Raw genomic sequence first — 13,374 nt, 5'->3', positions numbered from 1 at the left:
GTGGCTCCTGTCAGTTGAGGGTGGCGGCGGCGATGGCGATGAGGTCGCGTGCCGCTGGTGGGGTGACGGCGTTTCCGGCGAGCTTGACCTGCTCGCGCTTGTTGCCGAGCATCACGTAGTCGCGGGGGAAGCTCATGCCCCAGGTGATCTCGTGGGGCTGCAGCATCCGGAACTCGGCCGACTCGACTTCCACCACGTCAGGTTCGTAGGCGGTGAGTCCGTGGTGGCTCCCGCCGGCGGTGAGTGTGCCGATGGGCTGGTCTGCGGGGCGAGATGATGCCTCGAGCTGGCCGGGGCTGGTGCCGCGCATGGTAGTGACCATGGCGTTGCGCACCGCCGGGGTGACCAGCGACTGGTGGCCCTTCGTCGTCAGTGTCCGCAGCGCCTCGTCGGCCGGGGTGACCATCTCAGCGCCGTCGCCGGTGCTCGAGTTGTTCCGCATCACGTAGGCCGGGGTGACCATGCCGTAGTTCGCACCATCCGCCACGATCGTGTTGAGGGGCTGGCCGTAAGGGTCCAGATCTCGGACCCTCTCCCGGAACTGAGTGAGAAACGTAGGGGTGAGGATGCCGGTCTCGTTGCGGGTGGTCTGGGTGCGCATCACCTCGTGCACCGCCCGGGCGTCCTTGCCGTCCCGGCCTTCCACCGGCACGAGCAGCGACTCGTGGAGCCCGCCGGCCACCAGGGTGCGCAGCGGATCCCAGGCGGTCGCTGCCCGGCCAGCGTCATTGCCGGAGAGGTTGTTCACGATCAGCGGCGGACGATACCCCTCACCCATCCTGTGGCCGGCGTATTTCGCCAGGCCGGCGCGGATGCGGCGCATTGTCTTCTCGGCCAGGGGACGGGCGCGGTCTCCGATGCGCTGACCCCGGATGGACCAGTCGATCGCGGACGCGGCAGGCAGCCACCCGGGCTCCACGATGGAGTGACGGCACGTGGTGTTGGGGCACCGGTAGACGTACTGGGCCCGGTACCGGCCCCACCTGCTGGCCGGGTTCTTGAAGGACTGGACAGCCTGGACGGGCCCGCAGGTGTCGCACTCCGCCCAGGGGCGCAGCGCGTCGAAGTCTGGCGCTGGGTTGCCCTTCTTCCAGAACACCACGTACATGCGATCCCGGGACTGCGGGGCGGGGAGCCCGTACGCCTGAGCGTGCATGCTGTTCAGGTAGACGACGTGGTGGTCGTAGCCGAGGCTGTCCATGGCGTGGAGCCAGGCGTCCCACATCACCCATCGGGCGGCGTCGACCACGTTCTCGGTGATGATGACCTGGTAGTCGTGGTGCTCGGCGAACCTCGGGACGTCCCACATGGTGGCCCGAGACCGTTCCGCGGCCTCGTCGGCGATGGTCTCCCCGGTGAACAGGTCCGGCTGGTTGGTAGCCCGCCGGCGCCCCTTCGCCACGCTGTGGTTGGTGCACTCCGGGGAGGCCCAGAGGATGTCTGAGCGGCCCACGTAGCGGGGATCGACCTGGGAGATGTCCGCGTGGACGTGGTCGGTGGTGGGGTGGTTGGTGTTGTGGGTCTCGATGGCGCGGTCCCAGTGGTTCATCGCGGTGCGCACCTCGATGCCCGGGACTTCGAGGGCGCCTGTGCTGCTCCCACCGGCGCCGCAGAACATATCAGTCAGGGTGATCACGGTGTCTCCTTCTGGCCATAGAAAAGCCCCCACCATCGGCAGGGGCTAGCGTTCTCTCTCGTGTGCGGTCAGTCAGTCATCGGTGGACTCCTCATAGGTAGCGGCGAAGATGTCCGGCTTGCAGGGGTAATGCTCATTGCTGACGCCTCGTATGATCCAGTCGCCAGGCATGGCGTACATGGTCCCCTCCAAGGTCTCCACCTCGATGCGGTCAGTGATCGTCGTGATCCCGCGCCCTGGTCCGGGAAGGTGCTTCTCGTTGTTGTCCCATCGGGCGGCGCGGGTGCCGGTGGCGAGAATCCAGTTGATGATCGGACCCGCGCCTGTCACGGTCCCGTCCCACTGCATCGCCTCGATGACGACGGGCTTCTTGCGGAACTTCATTGGGGTGCTCATGTCTCGTCTCCTTCTACTCGGAACCCGGCGGCGCGGAACGCGGCGCGGGCGTCTTTGAGGAATGCCGTGCGCAGGTGGTCAGGTGCGTACGGGAACATGCCAGGCTTGCCGTAGAGGTCCCACATTCCGCCGGCCGCTTTCTCGATCTGCTCGGCGGTGATGGTCTGGTCAGTCATGGTGTTGTCTCCCAGAGTGTCCGTTGAATGTAGGCGTTCCTTTCTCCCCGTGGCCGTGATGGGGTCCACCAGCCAGATCGGGGCTTGCGCTGAGCGACAACCTGGTACCCAGCACCGCGCAGTGATGCCCCGGATTCCCCCGCCTGGGTGTAGGTGATGAGGCGGTCATAGCCGAGAGCGAAGGTTGCCCGTCTCGCTGCCCCGTAGAGGATGCTGTTGGCGTTCCTGGTGCCGTCCGTGGCGGTCCTGGTGACCTCCAGAGTGCGCCCGTCGTCGCAGTGTCTGGCGACTGGCCTGCCGACGATGGCCACCCCGTGCAGCACTTGATCCTGGACTACGCCCAAGCTGAATTTGTGGCCCTGCGGTGGTCGATGGTGCCGATGGTGGTCTTTGACGAACTCGGCGGCGTCCGCCAGTCTCAACGGCACGACCACTAGCCCGCCATTCATGCGTCCTCCCTCGGTAGGCGGATCAGCTCGACGGGGTGCATCATGATCAGCGCGCCCGGCGGGAACAGGTTGACGCCTCCCAGATGGTGCCAGGCGGCGTCCTTGACCTTCACGAAGACGTCCCCGTCGTCCAGCTCGCCGACGACGGCCCCCATGGGCAGCGCGTCCAGCTCCTCCGGCGTGCGGAGGATGATCGGCTCAGTGAGTGCGTGACGGGCACCAGCGATGAAGGCACCAGCCACGAACTCTCCGCCCTCGCTATACAGCTCATCCACGTTGCGCTCTATCACCGCCGCCGCGTCTCGGAGCGGCTTCAAGACGTCATTCAGGTCAGGCATCGTCGGTCCTCTCTCGGTAGGGGTTGCGGGGCGGGTCGAGTGCATCCTCCACGGCTTCGTCCCACGCTTCGGCCTGGGCGTCACGGATCACGGCGGCAAGCCAGCGGTCGAAAGCTTCACGTTCCTGGTCGCGCTCTGCCAGGTCGTGGCTGTTCGGATAGTTCAGTTGGAAGGTGTCCCAGCGGCGCATGGCGAAAGCGTCGCGCACCTGATCCGTGCTCGGCACGTGCTCACTCATCCGGCACCACCTTTGCGCGGGTGACAGTGACCGCTTCGGGAGCCGCATACAAGGACACGTCCGGCCAGCGCTCGCCGTCCGCACGTCGCCACCAGCCGTCAGCATCCCAGATCGCCACGACGGAGGCGTCCAGCTCCTCGCCCTGAAGGTGCGTCACGATTCCGATGTCACCGCGCTGAGGCTTCCACTGCTCCGGCTCAGGGTCCGGGGCGGGCGCGTCCTCCAGCAGGACGATGGTGTCCACGTGGTGGGCGGAATCCGTGAGGGCGTCACCGTAGAGCCAGGGGCCGTTGCTGGTCATGTCAACGCGGAGCACCGCCCAGATGGCGGAGAAGCGCGCCGCCACAACCTGACCTTCTCGCAGTTCGTCCGGGGTGATCACTCGCGGAACTGCGTTCCGCTCTGCGCGGGCCTCGTCACGCTCGCGGATCAGGCGCTCGACACCTGCGGCGAGGCCGGTCAAACCGTAGCCGATCGTGTGTGCGGTGTCTCCAGCTTCGTGCAGATGGTCGAGGGTCTGCTGCGGGTTCTGTTCGGTGCTCATGCTGCTGCTCCAATCAGGTCAGGTTCGTGCACAGGCAGAGTGGTGGAGCCGGTGACGATCACCGGCACGGTCGCGGTCAGTGCTGGCTCGGTGCCGTTGGTGACCTGCCAGCCGATGCGGCCACGCCGCACCAGGCCCTCCTGGCGGAAGATCCGTCGCAAGTCCTCGGTCGCCTCGCGTTTCAGGTCGGCCAGTGGTGGTCCGTTCGGGTCGAGGATCGGCCACCTGTGGACGTAGTACATGGGTGCCTCCTTCGGGCATAGGGAAGGGCCCCGCACCGGTTGGTGCGGGGCCCTCGTGGGTGTGTAGTTGTGGTGCTGGGATCAGCCGCTCTCGCAGCCCCAGCCGTCGCCGTCTCCGTCGAGACCGTGCGGGTCGCTACCGGTCACGCGGACCGGCTTCGACTCCGCCGGCAGGTCACCGCAGTTGATGTCCGGCGGGTAGGGCGGGATGCACGGCGAGTACCCCTCAGCGCACTCCGCACCAGGCTGCTCCGGGGCCGGCTCAGGCTCCGGTTCCGGCTCTGGCGCCTGAGTCTCACAGGTGCGCATCGCGGTCCCGTTGTCCGCGGCGATGTAGTCCGGCTCCCTCGTGTGGAAGCCGTACCCGTCTCGGGAGTCGTACCGGGAGATCGCCAAACCCTCCTGGATGAGAGTCAGCCCGGCGTCGACCCCATCGACGTCGATGTAGCGCAGCAGCCGGTCGTAGTGGTCGGTGTCGTCTCCGTCCCGGACCAGGGTGACGGTCTTGCCCTGGACGAGCTCGACCATGCGCTGGGTGGCAGTGTCCGCGTGACACTCACCGGTCTCTGGGGTGTCGATGCCCAGGAGCCGTACCCGGTCTCCGGAGTCGAGGACGACGGTGTCGCCGTCGATCACCCGGGTGACGACAGCTGTGTGCGTGTCGGCATCCTGGGTGGGCTCCGGTGTCGGGGACGGAGACTCCGTGGTGGGTGATGGGGTCGGGGTAGGCGATTCGGTGGTGGGCTCGTCGCTGGGCTCGTCTGTGGGGGACTCAGACGGCGACGGCGATTCTGACGGTGAAGGCGACTCCGAGGGGGACTCCGATTCCTCCGGCTCATCTGGCTCTTCGCTGGCCGCGGTCTCCGAGGCTGTCTCGGCTTCGGTGCGCTGCTGCTCACGATCGGCTGCACGCTCCGCGGTGCCCTCCGGGTCCATCACAACGGAGATGAAGGCCGCAATGAACAGCACGGCGAACAGAGCGACGAGCCCTCCGCATCCGATGGCGGGGATCTTGAGGATCAGGGGCCACCGCTTGAATCGCTGCCAGGCCGAGAGCTTGCCGGGGGCGGGCGGAGGCCCACTAGGTGACGCGGGATAGTTCCCGGGGGTGTTGGTCATGGGATCGTCCTTGCAAGGTGTGAGTGAGTGATCCGGCCCTCTCCCGGATCTGAGGTCAGATTAGCCCCAGTCACACGGTGCTGGCGATCCCACGCCGGTGCCCGCCTCAAGCCTCGTCGGCCTCAAGCGGGCACCGGTGGGTGCCGAGCTTGTCAGAAGGGCGGCTCAGCTTCGGTGGGGGAGTCCCAGCCGCCGCCGGCGTGCTGACCGCCCCACGGGTCCGCAGCCTGGCCGCCGAACCCGCCAGCCTGCTGGGCACCAACGAACCCGCCGCCCCCGTTCCGCTGAGCCTTGGCCACCTGGGTGGTCGCGTAACGCAGGGACGGGCCGATCTCGTCCACATCCAGCTCCCAGGACGTGCGCCGGTTCCCCTCCTTGTCCTCGAACGACCGGGCCTTCAACCGTCCCTGGGCCACCACCCGGGTGCCCTTCGACAGTGACTCGGCCACGTTCTCCGCCATCTCACGCCACACCGAGCAGCGGACGAACAACGGCTCGCCGTCCTTCCATTCGTTGGCCTGACGGTCGAAGAAGCGGGGGTTGGACGCGATCGTGAAGTTGCTGACCGCCGCCCCCGAGGGGGTGAACCGCAGCTCCGGCGCTTCCACGAGATTGCCGCAGACGGTGATTACTGGTTCATTTGCCATTGACGTACTTCCTTGTCTTCTCGATTGGCCCTCCGGCATTGATCCGGACACGGCCTCGTACGATTGCTGAGACATACGCTGGTGAGCAGTTGAACTGCTCCGCGAGATCTGTCTGACGCGCTCCTAACGCACGTCGCTCTCGGATAAGACGAATCTGATCGTCCGTGAGCTTGGCTGTGTTGTTGGCTCTATCCCTGGCCACCATGTCCGCCACGTTGCTCTTTCGGGTGTCGAAGCGCAGGTGGTTGGGGTTGCAGCATGGAGGGGAGTCACAGGCGTGGCACGTATCCAGATCGGGATGCCGACTCTCTCCCGTGCTGAACGACAGGGCCAGCTCGTGTGCCCCATGCCTCCGGCCGCGCCAGTTGAAGATCCCGTATCCGTTTTCGTCGCGGTATCCGTTCCACGGCCAGCATTCGTCTGCCCCTCGTATGGACACCAGTTGCCAGAACCGGGTCACAGAGACGGCGTCAGACAACTCTGGGAAGGGGTCCGCGCTGGTGCGGCGACGAGTCGGAACGATCACTGCCATATCGTCACGCCCCTCCTATTTGATGGTGCCGACCCGGGACCGGGCGGCTCTGTGCCTGCGGCGGGCCATGTAAGCCTCCAGTGCCCGCCGGTTGTACTCGTCCTGCACCGACCCGGAATCCGGGCGGCGCCGGGCGCTGATCTGATCCAGGGCCGCTTCCACATCGGCCAGGGTGTCCATGCGAGACCGGTGCTCACCGGTCAGGATCGACCGGATCGTGTCCTCCATGACCCCGGCCCGGCGGGCGATCTCTGACCGGGTCGCCCCGTGGACCGCCATCACGTCGAGGATCCGCTCACGGATCCGCTCCTGTGTCTGCGAGATGGGTCTCTCCATCACGCCGCCTCCAACTCGGCGTCCGACATGCCGTCGAGGGTGAGCCGCAGTGCGTCGATGGTTTCCCGGGATGAGCCCACTAGCGGGGCGCCTTCGGCCCTGCCGGTGTCCTCCATGTCATCCAGCAGTGCGAGCATCAGCCGCCGGCGGGACCCTCCCGCCCTGCGGGGGACGGTGACGGTGATGACTGGCACCTCGGAGAGGTCCACGCGGGCGCCCCGCACCGGGGGCAGAGTGGGGGCTCTCATGCCGCCTCCTCGGTCTTGACGCCGGTCCAGTCCAGCTGGGGGACGGTCTCGCCGGTGTCGATCTCGGCCAGCTCGCCGTCCTTCCACGCCTCGATCAGCCGGGCACGAGACTCATCACCCTGCGCGTACTTCACCATGAACGACGACGGTGCGGCGGTGGTGGTGCGCAGGCCGGGGACGGTCTCCCCGTCCTCGGTGACGTGCTCCCCATCCACCACCGTGGTGGACTTTGCCAGCTCCGCCAGCGCCGTCGCGGACAGCACCCGGTGGGCGGGCACCTCCTCGACCAGGTCCGGCCGGTTCTCCTCCGCCCAGGCGAGCAGCTTGTCCTCGTCCCGGATGGTGGTCTTCGGCTTCGGCTGGGTGATCGTCAGGGTGGCGATGGCCTCCCCGTCGGGCAGGTTCACGGAGAGCTGCTTGATGCCGTCTTCCTCGAACCGGGCCAGCAGGTCGGCCACGACGTGCTCCCGCTCGGTCTTGACCTCGGCGGTGACTAGGTCAGAGATCGTCTTGCGCAGGATGAACGCGAGCCGGTCCTCCTTGGTCATGGGGGTGGTGTTCTCGGTGCTCATGCTGCTGTCTCCTCAGTCTCGATGGGCAGGCTCTCTGCCTGCTGGGGTTCCTCGACGACCTCGGCGTCGACCACGCCGTCGTCATCCGGCTGTGTCTGGGTGAGCTCGATGCCGCGCTGGCGGATCATGGCTAGGCGGGCATCGTCCGGGTGGGCCGATGACATCCACTTGTGGAGCTTCCGCAGCTGGTCGACGTCGTTCCATGCCTCCCGCATCCGGGCCTCTACCGGGTCCTCACGCGGCGGCTCCTTGACGGGCGCGTCCTCGGCGCTGTCGGTGCCACCACCAGCAGCAGGTGGGTGACCCTGATGCTCGACCGGCGAGGCGGCCGACGGGGCGGGCTGGGCGTTCTGCGCGGAGCCGACCGGGGACGAGCCCCGCACGTTGTCGGCCTGCTGCATCTCATCCGAGGTGTACAGACCAGACAGGTCCTGCGGGAACGCCCTGCGCAGGGCCAGCGCCTCAGCGCACTTCGCCAGCTGACCGGCGGGGCGGTCCTTCCACATCTGCGTCAGGTCGCCGTTGCGCTTCCGGGCCGCGTACTCGCTGAACAGCGCGATCCCGGGGAACCGCTCACCGCCACGGCGGACCACCACACGGGCAGCCGCCGGGGGATCCTCGGACAGCCACACGTCCCGCCACTGGCCGTCCGGGCCACACCACTGGGTGTCCTCATATCCGAGGGTCTCCCGGGTGGATCGGGTGGTCCGGTCAGCGATGAGTCGGAATCCGTCAATGCCGGTCTGGATGGTCTGCTTGCCCTGCCGCTCGATCATGTAGATCTGCTTCGCGAACGGGTCGAGGCCGGTCCGCTTGCACACGTGGAAGAAAACCTGCGCGTCAGCCTGGGTGGCCCCGCGCACCCCCATGTGTTGCAGGGCGGTGGCCTGCGCCTGGGTGAAGTTCGTCTGTCCGTCCTGGATGGTCAGGTCCGTGGTGCCGGACTGTGTTAGGTCCGTCATGTCTCAGCCCTCCTCGCAGGCGATCTGGTTCAGGTAGTAGCGGGTCAGGGCCGGCTCGAGGCGGTCCTCACGGAGCGTGTTCAGGTCCTCCGTCAGCTCGTCCAGCCGGGCCGAGTCCCACTCGTAGGCGGCGATGATCGCGTCACCCCCGATGGACAGCGACTCCGAGTAGACGTCGATCAGCTCGTCAGCCTCCGTGAGGGCGTCGGTGCACGCCTCGGGTGTCACCTCCACCTCGACCTCCTCGGTGATCGTCTCGGTGATGACCTCGGGCTCAGCCTCGACCTCGATGGTCTCGGTGATGATCTCGGGCTCCGGGGTGTGGGTGACCGTCTCAGTGGCGGACGGCTCCGCCGGGGCGCCATCCGTGCTCGCGCCGATGGCGACGCCTCCGATGCACCCGGCCAGCAGCGCGGCCGGCGCGGTGACGATGGCCGCGATCTTGAGCCCCCGCCCCGGGCGCTTGGGCTTCCCAGGCGGGGTCGGCGGGGTGGGGTAGTAGTCGTTGTTGTTCGGGGTCATGTCAGGCTCCTTGGATGGTGGGGCGGTCGAAGATCAGCCCCGTGACGCCCAGGTGGGCGACGAGTAGGCCGATGACCGCCAGATGTGTCGTGTCAGTGGTCGAAGCGAAGAGCATCGCCCCGAGGATCAGCAGAGGTGTCCACAGGCGCCGGCGGCGCCGGGCGTACTCCGGGACGTAGGCGGCGACCAGGTCGGAGTGAGGGACACCCATCACGCCGCCTCGTCTTCGGGGCGTTCGCCCTCGTCGTACCTGCGGGCGTGGTTCTCGCAGAGCCCGTCCCGGTCGGACCGGTCAGGGCAGCCGTCCCACCAGCAGGGTTCGGTGCACCAGATCGGGGTGGTGAGTCTCATGAGGGCTCACCTGCCGCGATGCACGGGAAGCAGACCAGTCGGCCGTACTTGTTCTCGGTGCGGCGAAGCACGCTGACGTCGGTGTTGAAGGTGGCGCCGCAGATCTCGCACTCGAAGGTCACGTTGCTCATGGCTGGGCTCCGATCTGCTCGGACAGGGCCGTCAGCGTGTGGTGCAGGCCCTCAGCGAAGGTGGCCGCGGCGATGGCCTTCGCCGCCGCGTCCTGGATGTCGCCTCGGCGGCCCTCCTCGCACAGGGCGCGGACACCGGCCAGTGCGTCCTCGGCTTCCTGCAGCTGGACCGACAGGCGCCGGTTCAGGGTCTCGACGGCATCGATGGTGATGGCGGACATGTGGTGTCTCCTCTCAGGAGTGGTGCACCGCCCTATTCCCGGTGGGGTCCGCGTAGACCAGCGCCTCGATCAGCTGCAGCGCCTCCTCGTGGGAAGGGATGTAGGTGAAGGCCTCCCACCGGCGTTTCGCGAGCTTCGCGACCCGGCGGACCGTGCCGCGTTCCAGATCGGGGCGGGCTTCACGGACTCGGTTCTCCATGACGGCAAGGCTGATCGTGGGCATGGGGTATCCACGCTTTCTCCCCAGGGACGAACACAAGGGGCAGGGCAGTGCAGGGGTGGTGGGGTGGGTCAGGCGGCGCGGTTGTCGCGCACCTGGTCGGGGCGAGTCATCGTCGCCAGCGCTGTGGCGTAGACCCGGGCTGCATCACGGATGCACTCCTCGCGGGTCGGCCTGCGACCCTGCGGGTGCTGAGCGGGGGAGGGGCGGTCGCTCATCGGCCCTTGGCCTTCCACTCGTACCGTGCGCCGCCTCGGCGGGAGCGGATGCCTGAGGCTCCGTAGGAGGCCTTCTCGATGACGCCGGCCTTCGCGAGACGCTTGAACAGGGAGCCGGGCCAGGCTGACTTCTGAGCCGGGGTCAGTGCCGAGTCATCCACTGCCTCATGGATGTCGTCGGCGGTGACGGTGAGGCCCAGCTCCAGACGCCGATAGACCTCGGTCTCAGCGGCGGCTGTCCAGTCCTCCAGGTTGTCGAGACTGTGGACCATGGTGGTGCTCATGGGTGCCGCCTCCTGGTGGTTACGATGGTGGTCATGGATCGCTCCGATCTGTGTGGGGCCCTCAGCTGTTGCCGCAGCTGGGGGCCTTTCTTATGCCGCCGTGCGGCTACCTGTGTACGTCTCGCGGGCGACGGTACACACTTCGTCAGAGAAGAGGCTGGACCACTTCAGCTTGAGGACGTTCGCGATGGAGACGGCAACCTGGGCGCGGACCACGTCTCGCTCTCCCGAATGAAGGTTGCCGATGGTGGACCGCTTGGCGCCGATCGTCTTCTGCCGCCGACGGCGCAGGTCACGCTGCACTTCCTCGCTGAGCGTGCGGACTGTGTAGCCGCGGTCATCGATCATCGTCCGGAAGATCTCGGCGTCCCGCAGTCGGACGATGCGATCCTGTTCGTTCTTGACCATGTTCACCTCCCTGTCTGGCCGTGTACCTAAACACTACACACATTGGACACGGTTGTCCAACCTCTCTGTCAGAAAAGTGCCGAAATCATGCGGTACAGGTCAGTTACACGCGTGTAATTCTTGGACGCTTGCGTAGGATAGGGCCTTGCTAGCCCCCGATATTGGACAGAGAGTTGACCCGTGACAGACAAGCTCCCGCAGCGAGTGCGGCAGGCGTTCATCCAGGCGGGGTACATCAACCCCCGCAACGGAGAGCCCTCGGTGCGCTCGCTCACCACGGAACTCGGCCTCAACAACGCCACAGTCAGCCGGTACTTCTTCCAGCAGTCACGGATGAAGATCGAGACCCGGCAGGCGGTCGCGGAGGCCCTGGGCTTCGACGTCGCCGAGATGGACGAACTCATGTCTGGCCAGGGCGCTACGCCGTATCAGCCGCCTGAGACAGCTCATAAGCTGAGCTTCCGGAATCGTCGTCTCGTTGACCAGCTGATCAACGCCCTCGCAGAGGCAGACGACGAGGAGGTGGTGGAGGATGAACACGACTCCGCCCCCATGACCGACGAGCTCACCCGCCGCCGCACACGCGCCGACCATCCAGGCCAGCACAGCGCCGCCGCCTTCCAAGGCGACCCCGGCACCACACACGACGCGCCCCTGGACGAGCACGACTGACACCACCGCCCATGTCAGCGCACACCCCTAGGGTGCTGGCATGGATCTACTCGCACACGCGGACGCCATGAGGGTGACCGTCCGCCACATCGACGACCTCGACACGTGGGGCCTGTACTGCGCCCAGACCCACACCATCCACCTGCGGTCAGGAATGGGGACGGTGCAATGGCGGACCACACTCGCCCACGAGCTCGGCCACGCCCACTGGGGACACACGATGACCTGCCCCAAAACTGAAAGGCAGGCCGACGAGTACGCCGCCCGCCTCCTCATCCCGCCCACACGCTGGGAGGCTGCCACCACCGAGGCTGACACAGTGGAAGCTCTCTCCCAGGAGCTTCTGGTCCTGCCGAACCTGGTCCGGGTCGCCGCACAGATCTACAGCCCCCAGGAGAGCCATGCCTGACACCGCCACGCCTCCCCGAGCCGTGCTCTACCTGCGCCAGTCCACCTACCGGGAAGAGTCCATCAGCCTCGAGCTGCAGGAGACCGCCGGTCGGGACTACGCCCGCCAGCAGGGGTACAAGGTCGTCGCCGTCGAATCTGACCCCGGCATCAGCGGCCGCACCTGGAAGCGCCCCGCAGTGCAAAGGGTCATGTCCCTGGTGGAAGACGGGCAGGCCGAGGTCATCATCCTGTGGAAATGGAGCCGGTGGTCCCGGTCCCGTCTGGACTGGGCCGTCGCTGCCGACCGGGTCGAACAGGCTGGCGGCCGCATCGAGTCCGCCACCGAACCCATCGACGTGTCCACCAGCACCGGCAGGCTCGCCCGCGGCATGCTGACCGAGTTCGCCGCGTTCGAGTCCGAACGGATCGGGGACGTCTGGCGGGAAGCCCACGAGCGACGGGTCAGGGCAGGACGGCCCGCGAACGGGAAGCCCCGCTTCGGCTACAACTACGACCCCGACGACGGATTCACACCCGACCCCGTGACCGGCCCAGTCTTGGCCGAGATGTACCGCCGGTATCTCGCCGGAGAGTCGTTCTACAGTCTCGTCCGGTGGGCCAACGACGGACCCACCCAGCCGGTCTCCGGGTACGGACCCTCATCCGACGGGCTGTGGTCGGATCGGACCCTCCGGCGGGTCCTCGACTCGGGATTCGGCGCCGGCTACTTCACCCACCGAGGCGAGCTCATCAAAGGTGCGCATGAGCCGGTCATCACCGAGGACGAATGGGCCGAGTACCAGGCCCGCCGCGCCACCCGCCGAGTCCGGCGCCGCTCCGAACGCTCCCAATATCTGCTCTCCGGGCTCATCCGGTGCGCCTGCGGATCCACCATGAACGCCGGCCTGTTCGGCCACGCGAAGACCCCCAAGTACCGGTGCAAGGCCGCCGGGGACAAGCGCGCCCACACGGGCGGGTACGTCACCGCCACCGTCGTCGAAGGCGCCGTGCTCACCTGGCTGCAGCAGGTCGCCGAAGACATCACCGCCGAAGCCGGGAAGGTCGAGCCCCCGAAGCCGAAGCGCACCGGGGGAGAGGTGGCGAAGCTCCGCCGACGACTCGTCAAGCTCCAATCCCGTCTCGACGCTCTCACCGTCCGGTACCTCGACGAAGAGGTCACCCGGGGGACCTACGAGCGGATCCGCCAGCAGACAGAGGACGAGATGGGCCGAGTAGAGGCAGCAGTCAGGGCCGCCACCGTCGAAGAGGTCCGGCCCGCCCGGTCCCTGGTGCCGGATCTTCTGCGAGACTGGGATCAGCTCTCCGTAGAGGTCCGGCGAGACATGCTGACCCGCCTCATCCACCCAGTGGTCGTACGCCCCGCCCGGCCCCGGTCAGAGGTCGCCGTCGCGGGCCTATGGCAGGATCCACCCACCCTGGGTGAGTCGAGCAACTAGTCACCTTGATGAGCGCGGTGCTGGTCGCAGGTCTGCTGGCCGTGGCCCAGCCTGCCCTGCAGGGC

26 protein-coding genes are annotated in these 13,374 nt (G+C 67.2%); 3 read left to right on the top strand and 23 right to left on the bottom strand.

All coding sequences use genetic code 11. The annotated features are described in order from the left end of the window. Positions 1-10 precede the first annotated feature (10 nt). The 23 genes from SD455_RS12410 to SD455_RS12300 all read right to left on the bottom strand — a co-directional run bounded on the left by SD455_RS12410 (position 11) and on the right by SD455_RS12300 (position 10,790). A complete protein-coding gene (locus tag SD455_RS12410; protein WP_445508280.1) occupies positions 11-1,636 on the bottom strand; it encodes a DNA cytosine methyltransferase in 1,626 nt (541 codons plus the stop codon). Between the two features lie 72 nt (positions 1,637-1,708). Further along, positions 1,709-2,032 (bottom strand): hypothetical protein, encoded by a 324-nt coding sequence (locus SD455_RS12405; protein ID WP_445508279.1) that lies wholly within the window; start codon positions 2,030-2,032, stop codon positions 1,709-1,711. After that, on the bottom strand, positions 2,029-2,208 hold the full coding sequence (locus SD455_RS12400) for a hypothetical protein (RefSeq protein WP_445508278.1): 180 nt from the start codon (positions 2,206-2,208) through the stop codon (positions 2,029-2,031). The genes SD455_RS12405 and SD455_RS12400 overlap by 4 nt, the downstream gene beginning before the upstream one ends. Next, the gene (locus tag SD455_RS12395; protein WP_445508277.1) at positions 2,205-2,657 is read right to left on the bottom strand and encodes an XF1762 family protein; all 453 of its coding nucleotides are present in this window, start codon (positions 2,655-2,657) and stop codon (positions 2,205-2,207) included. Before SD455_RS12395 ends, SD455_RS12400 begins: the two co-directional genes overlap by 4 nt. Continuing rightward, positions 2,654-2,995, bottom strand: coding sequence for a hypothetical protein (locus SD455_RS12390; RefSeq protein WP_445508276.1), 342 nt, complete (start codon positions 2,993-2,995; stop codon positions 2,654-2,656). The genes SD455_RS12395 and SD455_RS12390 overlap by 4 nt, the downstream gene beginning before the upstream one ends. After that, a complete protein-coding gene (locus SD455_RS12385; protein WP_445508275.1) occupies positions 2,988-3,233 on the bottom strand; it encodes a hypothetical protein in 246 nt (81 codons plus the stop codon). The genes SD455_RS12390 and SD455_RS12385 overlap by 8 nt, the downstream gene beginning before the upstream one ends. Next, on the bottom strand, positions 3,226-3,777 hold the full coding sequence (locus SD455_RS12380) for a hypothetical protein (protein WP_445508274.1): 552 nt from the start codon (positions 3,775-3,777) through the stop codon (positions 3,226-3,228). The genes SD455_RS12385 and SD455_RS12380 overlap by 8 nt, the downstream gene beginning before the upstream one ends. Continuing rightward, the gene (locus SD455_RS12375; protein WP_445508273.1) at positions 3,774-4,019 is read right to left on the bottom strand and encodes a hypothetical protein; all 246 of its coding nucleotides are present in this window, start codon (positions 4,017-4,019) and stop codon (positions 3,774-3,776) included. The genes SD455_RS12380 and SD455_RS12375 overlap by 4 nt, the downstream gene beginning before the upstream one ends. 81 nt (positions 4,020-4,100) lie before the next feature. Then, positions 4,101-5,138: a thermonuclease family protein gene (locus SD455_RS12370; protein WP_445508272.1), complete on the bottom strand. Its 1,038-nt coding sequence runs from the start codon at positions 5,136-5,138 to the stop codon at positions 4,101-4,103. Positions 5,139-5,290: 152 nt separating this feature from the next. Further along, positions 5,291-5,785, bottom strand: a complete 495-nt coding sequence (locus SD455_RS12365) for a single-stranded DNA-binding protein (RefSeq protein ID WP_445508271.1) — start codon at positions 5,783-5,785, stop codon at positions 5,291-5,293. 547 nt (positions 5,786-6,332) lie between these two features. Further along, complete coding sequence (locus tag SD455_RS12360; RefSeq protein ID WP_445508270.1) at positions 6,333-6,653, bottom strand: hypothetical protein; 321 nt, start codon at positions 6,651-6,653, stop codon at positions 6,333-6,335. Continuing rightward, entirely contained in the window at positions 6,653-6,901 is a 249-nt protein-coding gene (locus SD455_RS12355; protein ID WP_445508269.1) for a hypothetical protein, read from the bottom strand. The genes SD455_RS12360 and SD455_RS12355 overlap by 1 nt, the downstream gene beginning before the upstream one ends. After that, positions 6,898-7,473: a hypothetical protein gene (locus SD455_RS12350; RefSeq protein WP_445508268.1), complete on the bottom strand. Its 576-nt coding sequence runs from the start codon at positions 7,471-7,473 to the stop codon at positions 6,898-6,900. Before SD455_RS12350 ends, SD455_RS12355 begins: the two co-directional genes overlap by 4 nt. Beyond that, entirely contained in the window at positions 7,470-8,435 is a 966-nt protein-coding gene (gene bet, locus SD455_RS12345; RefSeq protein ID WP_445508267.1) for a phage recombination protein Bet, read from the bottom strand. Before bet ends, SD455_RS12350 begins: the two co-directional genes overlap by 4 nt. A 3-nt stretch (positions 8,436-8,438) precedes the next feature. Beyond that, complete coding sequence (locus tag SD455_RS12340) at positions 8,439-8,957, bottom strand: hypothetical protein (RefSeq protein ID WP_445508266.1); 519 nt, start codon at positions 8,955-8,957, stop codon at positions 8,439-8,441. Position 8,958: 1 nt separating this feature from the next. Then, complete coding sequence (locus tag SD455_RS12335) at positions 8,959-9,168, bottom strand: hypothetical protein (protein WP_445508265.1); 210 nt, start codon at positions 9,166-9,168, stop codon at positions 8,959-8,961. Continuing rightward, positions 9,168-9,308: a hypothetical protein gene (locus SD455_RS12330; protein ID WP_445508264.1), complete on the bottom strand. Its 141-nt coding sequence runs from the start codon at positions 9,306-9,308 to the stop codon at positions 9,168-9,170. Before SD455_RS12330 ends, SD455_RS12335 begins: the two co-directional genes overlap by 1 nt. Continuing rightward, complete coding sequence (locus tag SD455_RS12325; RefSeq protein WP_445508263.1) at positions 9,305-9,439, bottom strand: hypothetical protein; 135 nt, start codon at positions 9,437-9,439, stop codon at positions 9,305-9,307. The genes SD455_RS12330 and SD455_RS12325 overlap by 4 nt, the downstream gene beginning before the upstream one ends. Then, complete coding sequence (locus tag SD455_RS12320) at positions 9,436-9,660, bottom strand: hypothetical protein (RefSeq protein WP_445508262.1); 225 nt, start codon at positions 9,658-9,660, stop codon at positions 9,436-9,438. The genes SD455_RS12325 and SD455_RS12320 overlap by 4 nt, the downstream gene beginning before the upstream one ends. A gap of 13 nt (positions 9,661-9,673) precedes the next feature. After that, positions 9,674-9,883: a hypothetical protein gene (locus SD455_RS12315; RefSeq protein ID WP_445508261.1), complete on the bottom strand. Its 210-nt coding sequence runs from the start codon at positions 9,881-9,883 to the stop codon at positions 9,674-9,676. A 68-nt stretch (positions 9,884-9,951) separates the two neighbouring features. Then, positions 9,952-10,098 (bottom strand): hypothetical protein, encoded by a 147-nt coding sequence (locus SD455_RS12310; RefSeq protein ID WP_445508260.1) that lies wholly within the window; start codon positions 10,096-10,098, stop codon positions 9,952-9,954. After that, positions 10,095-10,382 (bottom strand): hypothetical protein, encoded by a 288-nt coding sequence (locus SD455_RS12305; RefSeq protein WP_445508259.1) that lies wholly within the window; start codon positions 10,380-10,382, stop codon positions 10,095-10,097. The genes SD455_RS12310 and SD455_RS12305 overlap by 4 nt, the downstream gene beginning before the upstream one ends. A 90-nt stretch (positions 10,383-10,472) precedes the next feature. After that, positions 10,473-10,790 carry a hypothetical protein gene (locus SD455_RS12300; protein ID WP_445508258.1) on the bottom strand — a complete coding sequence of 106 codons (318 nt, stop codon included), beginning with the start codon at positions 10,788-10,790 and terminating at the stop codon, positions 10,473-10,475. Between the two features lie 180 nt (positions 10,791-10,970). Here SD455_RS12300 and SD455_RS12295 point away from each other — a divergent pair, with 180 nt between their 5' ends. The 3 genes from SD455_RS12295 to SD455_RS12285 are packed head-to-tail and all read left to right on the top strand — an operon-like array spanning position 10,971 to position 13,309. After that, positions 10,971-11,462 (top strand): hypothetical protein, encoded by a 492-nt coding sequence (locus SD455_RS12295; protein WP_445508257.1) that lies wholly within the window; start codon positions 10,971-10,973, stop codon positions 11,460-11,462. Positions 11,463-11,502: 40 nt separating this feature from the next. Continuing rightward, positions 11,503-11,871 carry an ImmA/IrrE family metallo-endopeptidase gene (locus SD455_RS12290; RefSeq protein ID WP_445508256.1) on the top strand — a complete coding sequence of 123 codons (369 nt, stop codon included), beginning with the start codon at positions 11,503-11,505 and terminating at the stop codon, positions 11,869-11,871. After that, a complete protein-coding gene (locus tag SD455_RS12285; protein WP_445508255.1) occupies positions 11,864-13,309 on the top strand; it encodes a recombinase family protein in 1,446 nt (481 codons plus the stop codon). The genes SD455_RS12290 and SD455_RS12285 overlap by 8 nt, the downstream gene beginning before the upstream one ends. The last annotated feature ends 65 nt before the right edge of the window (positions 13,310-13,374 follow it).

The organism is Nesterenkonia sp. K-15-9-6 (assembly GCF_052656005.1).
The sequence above is the reverse complement of the archived record's forward strand: the minus strand, read 5'-3'. Positions and strand labels throughout refer to the sequence as shown.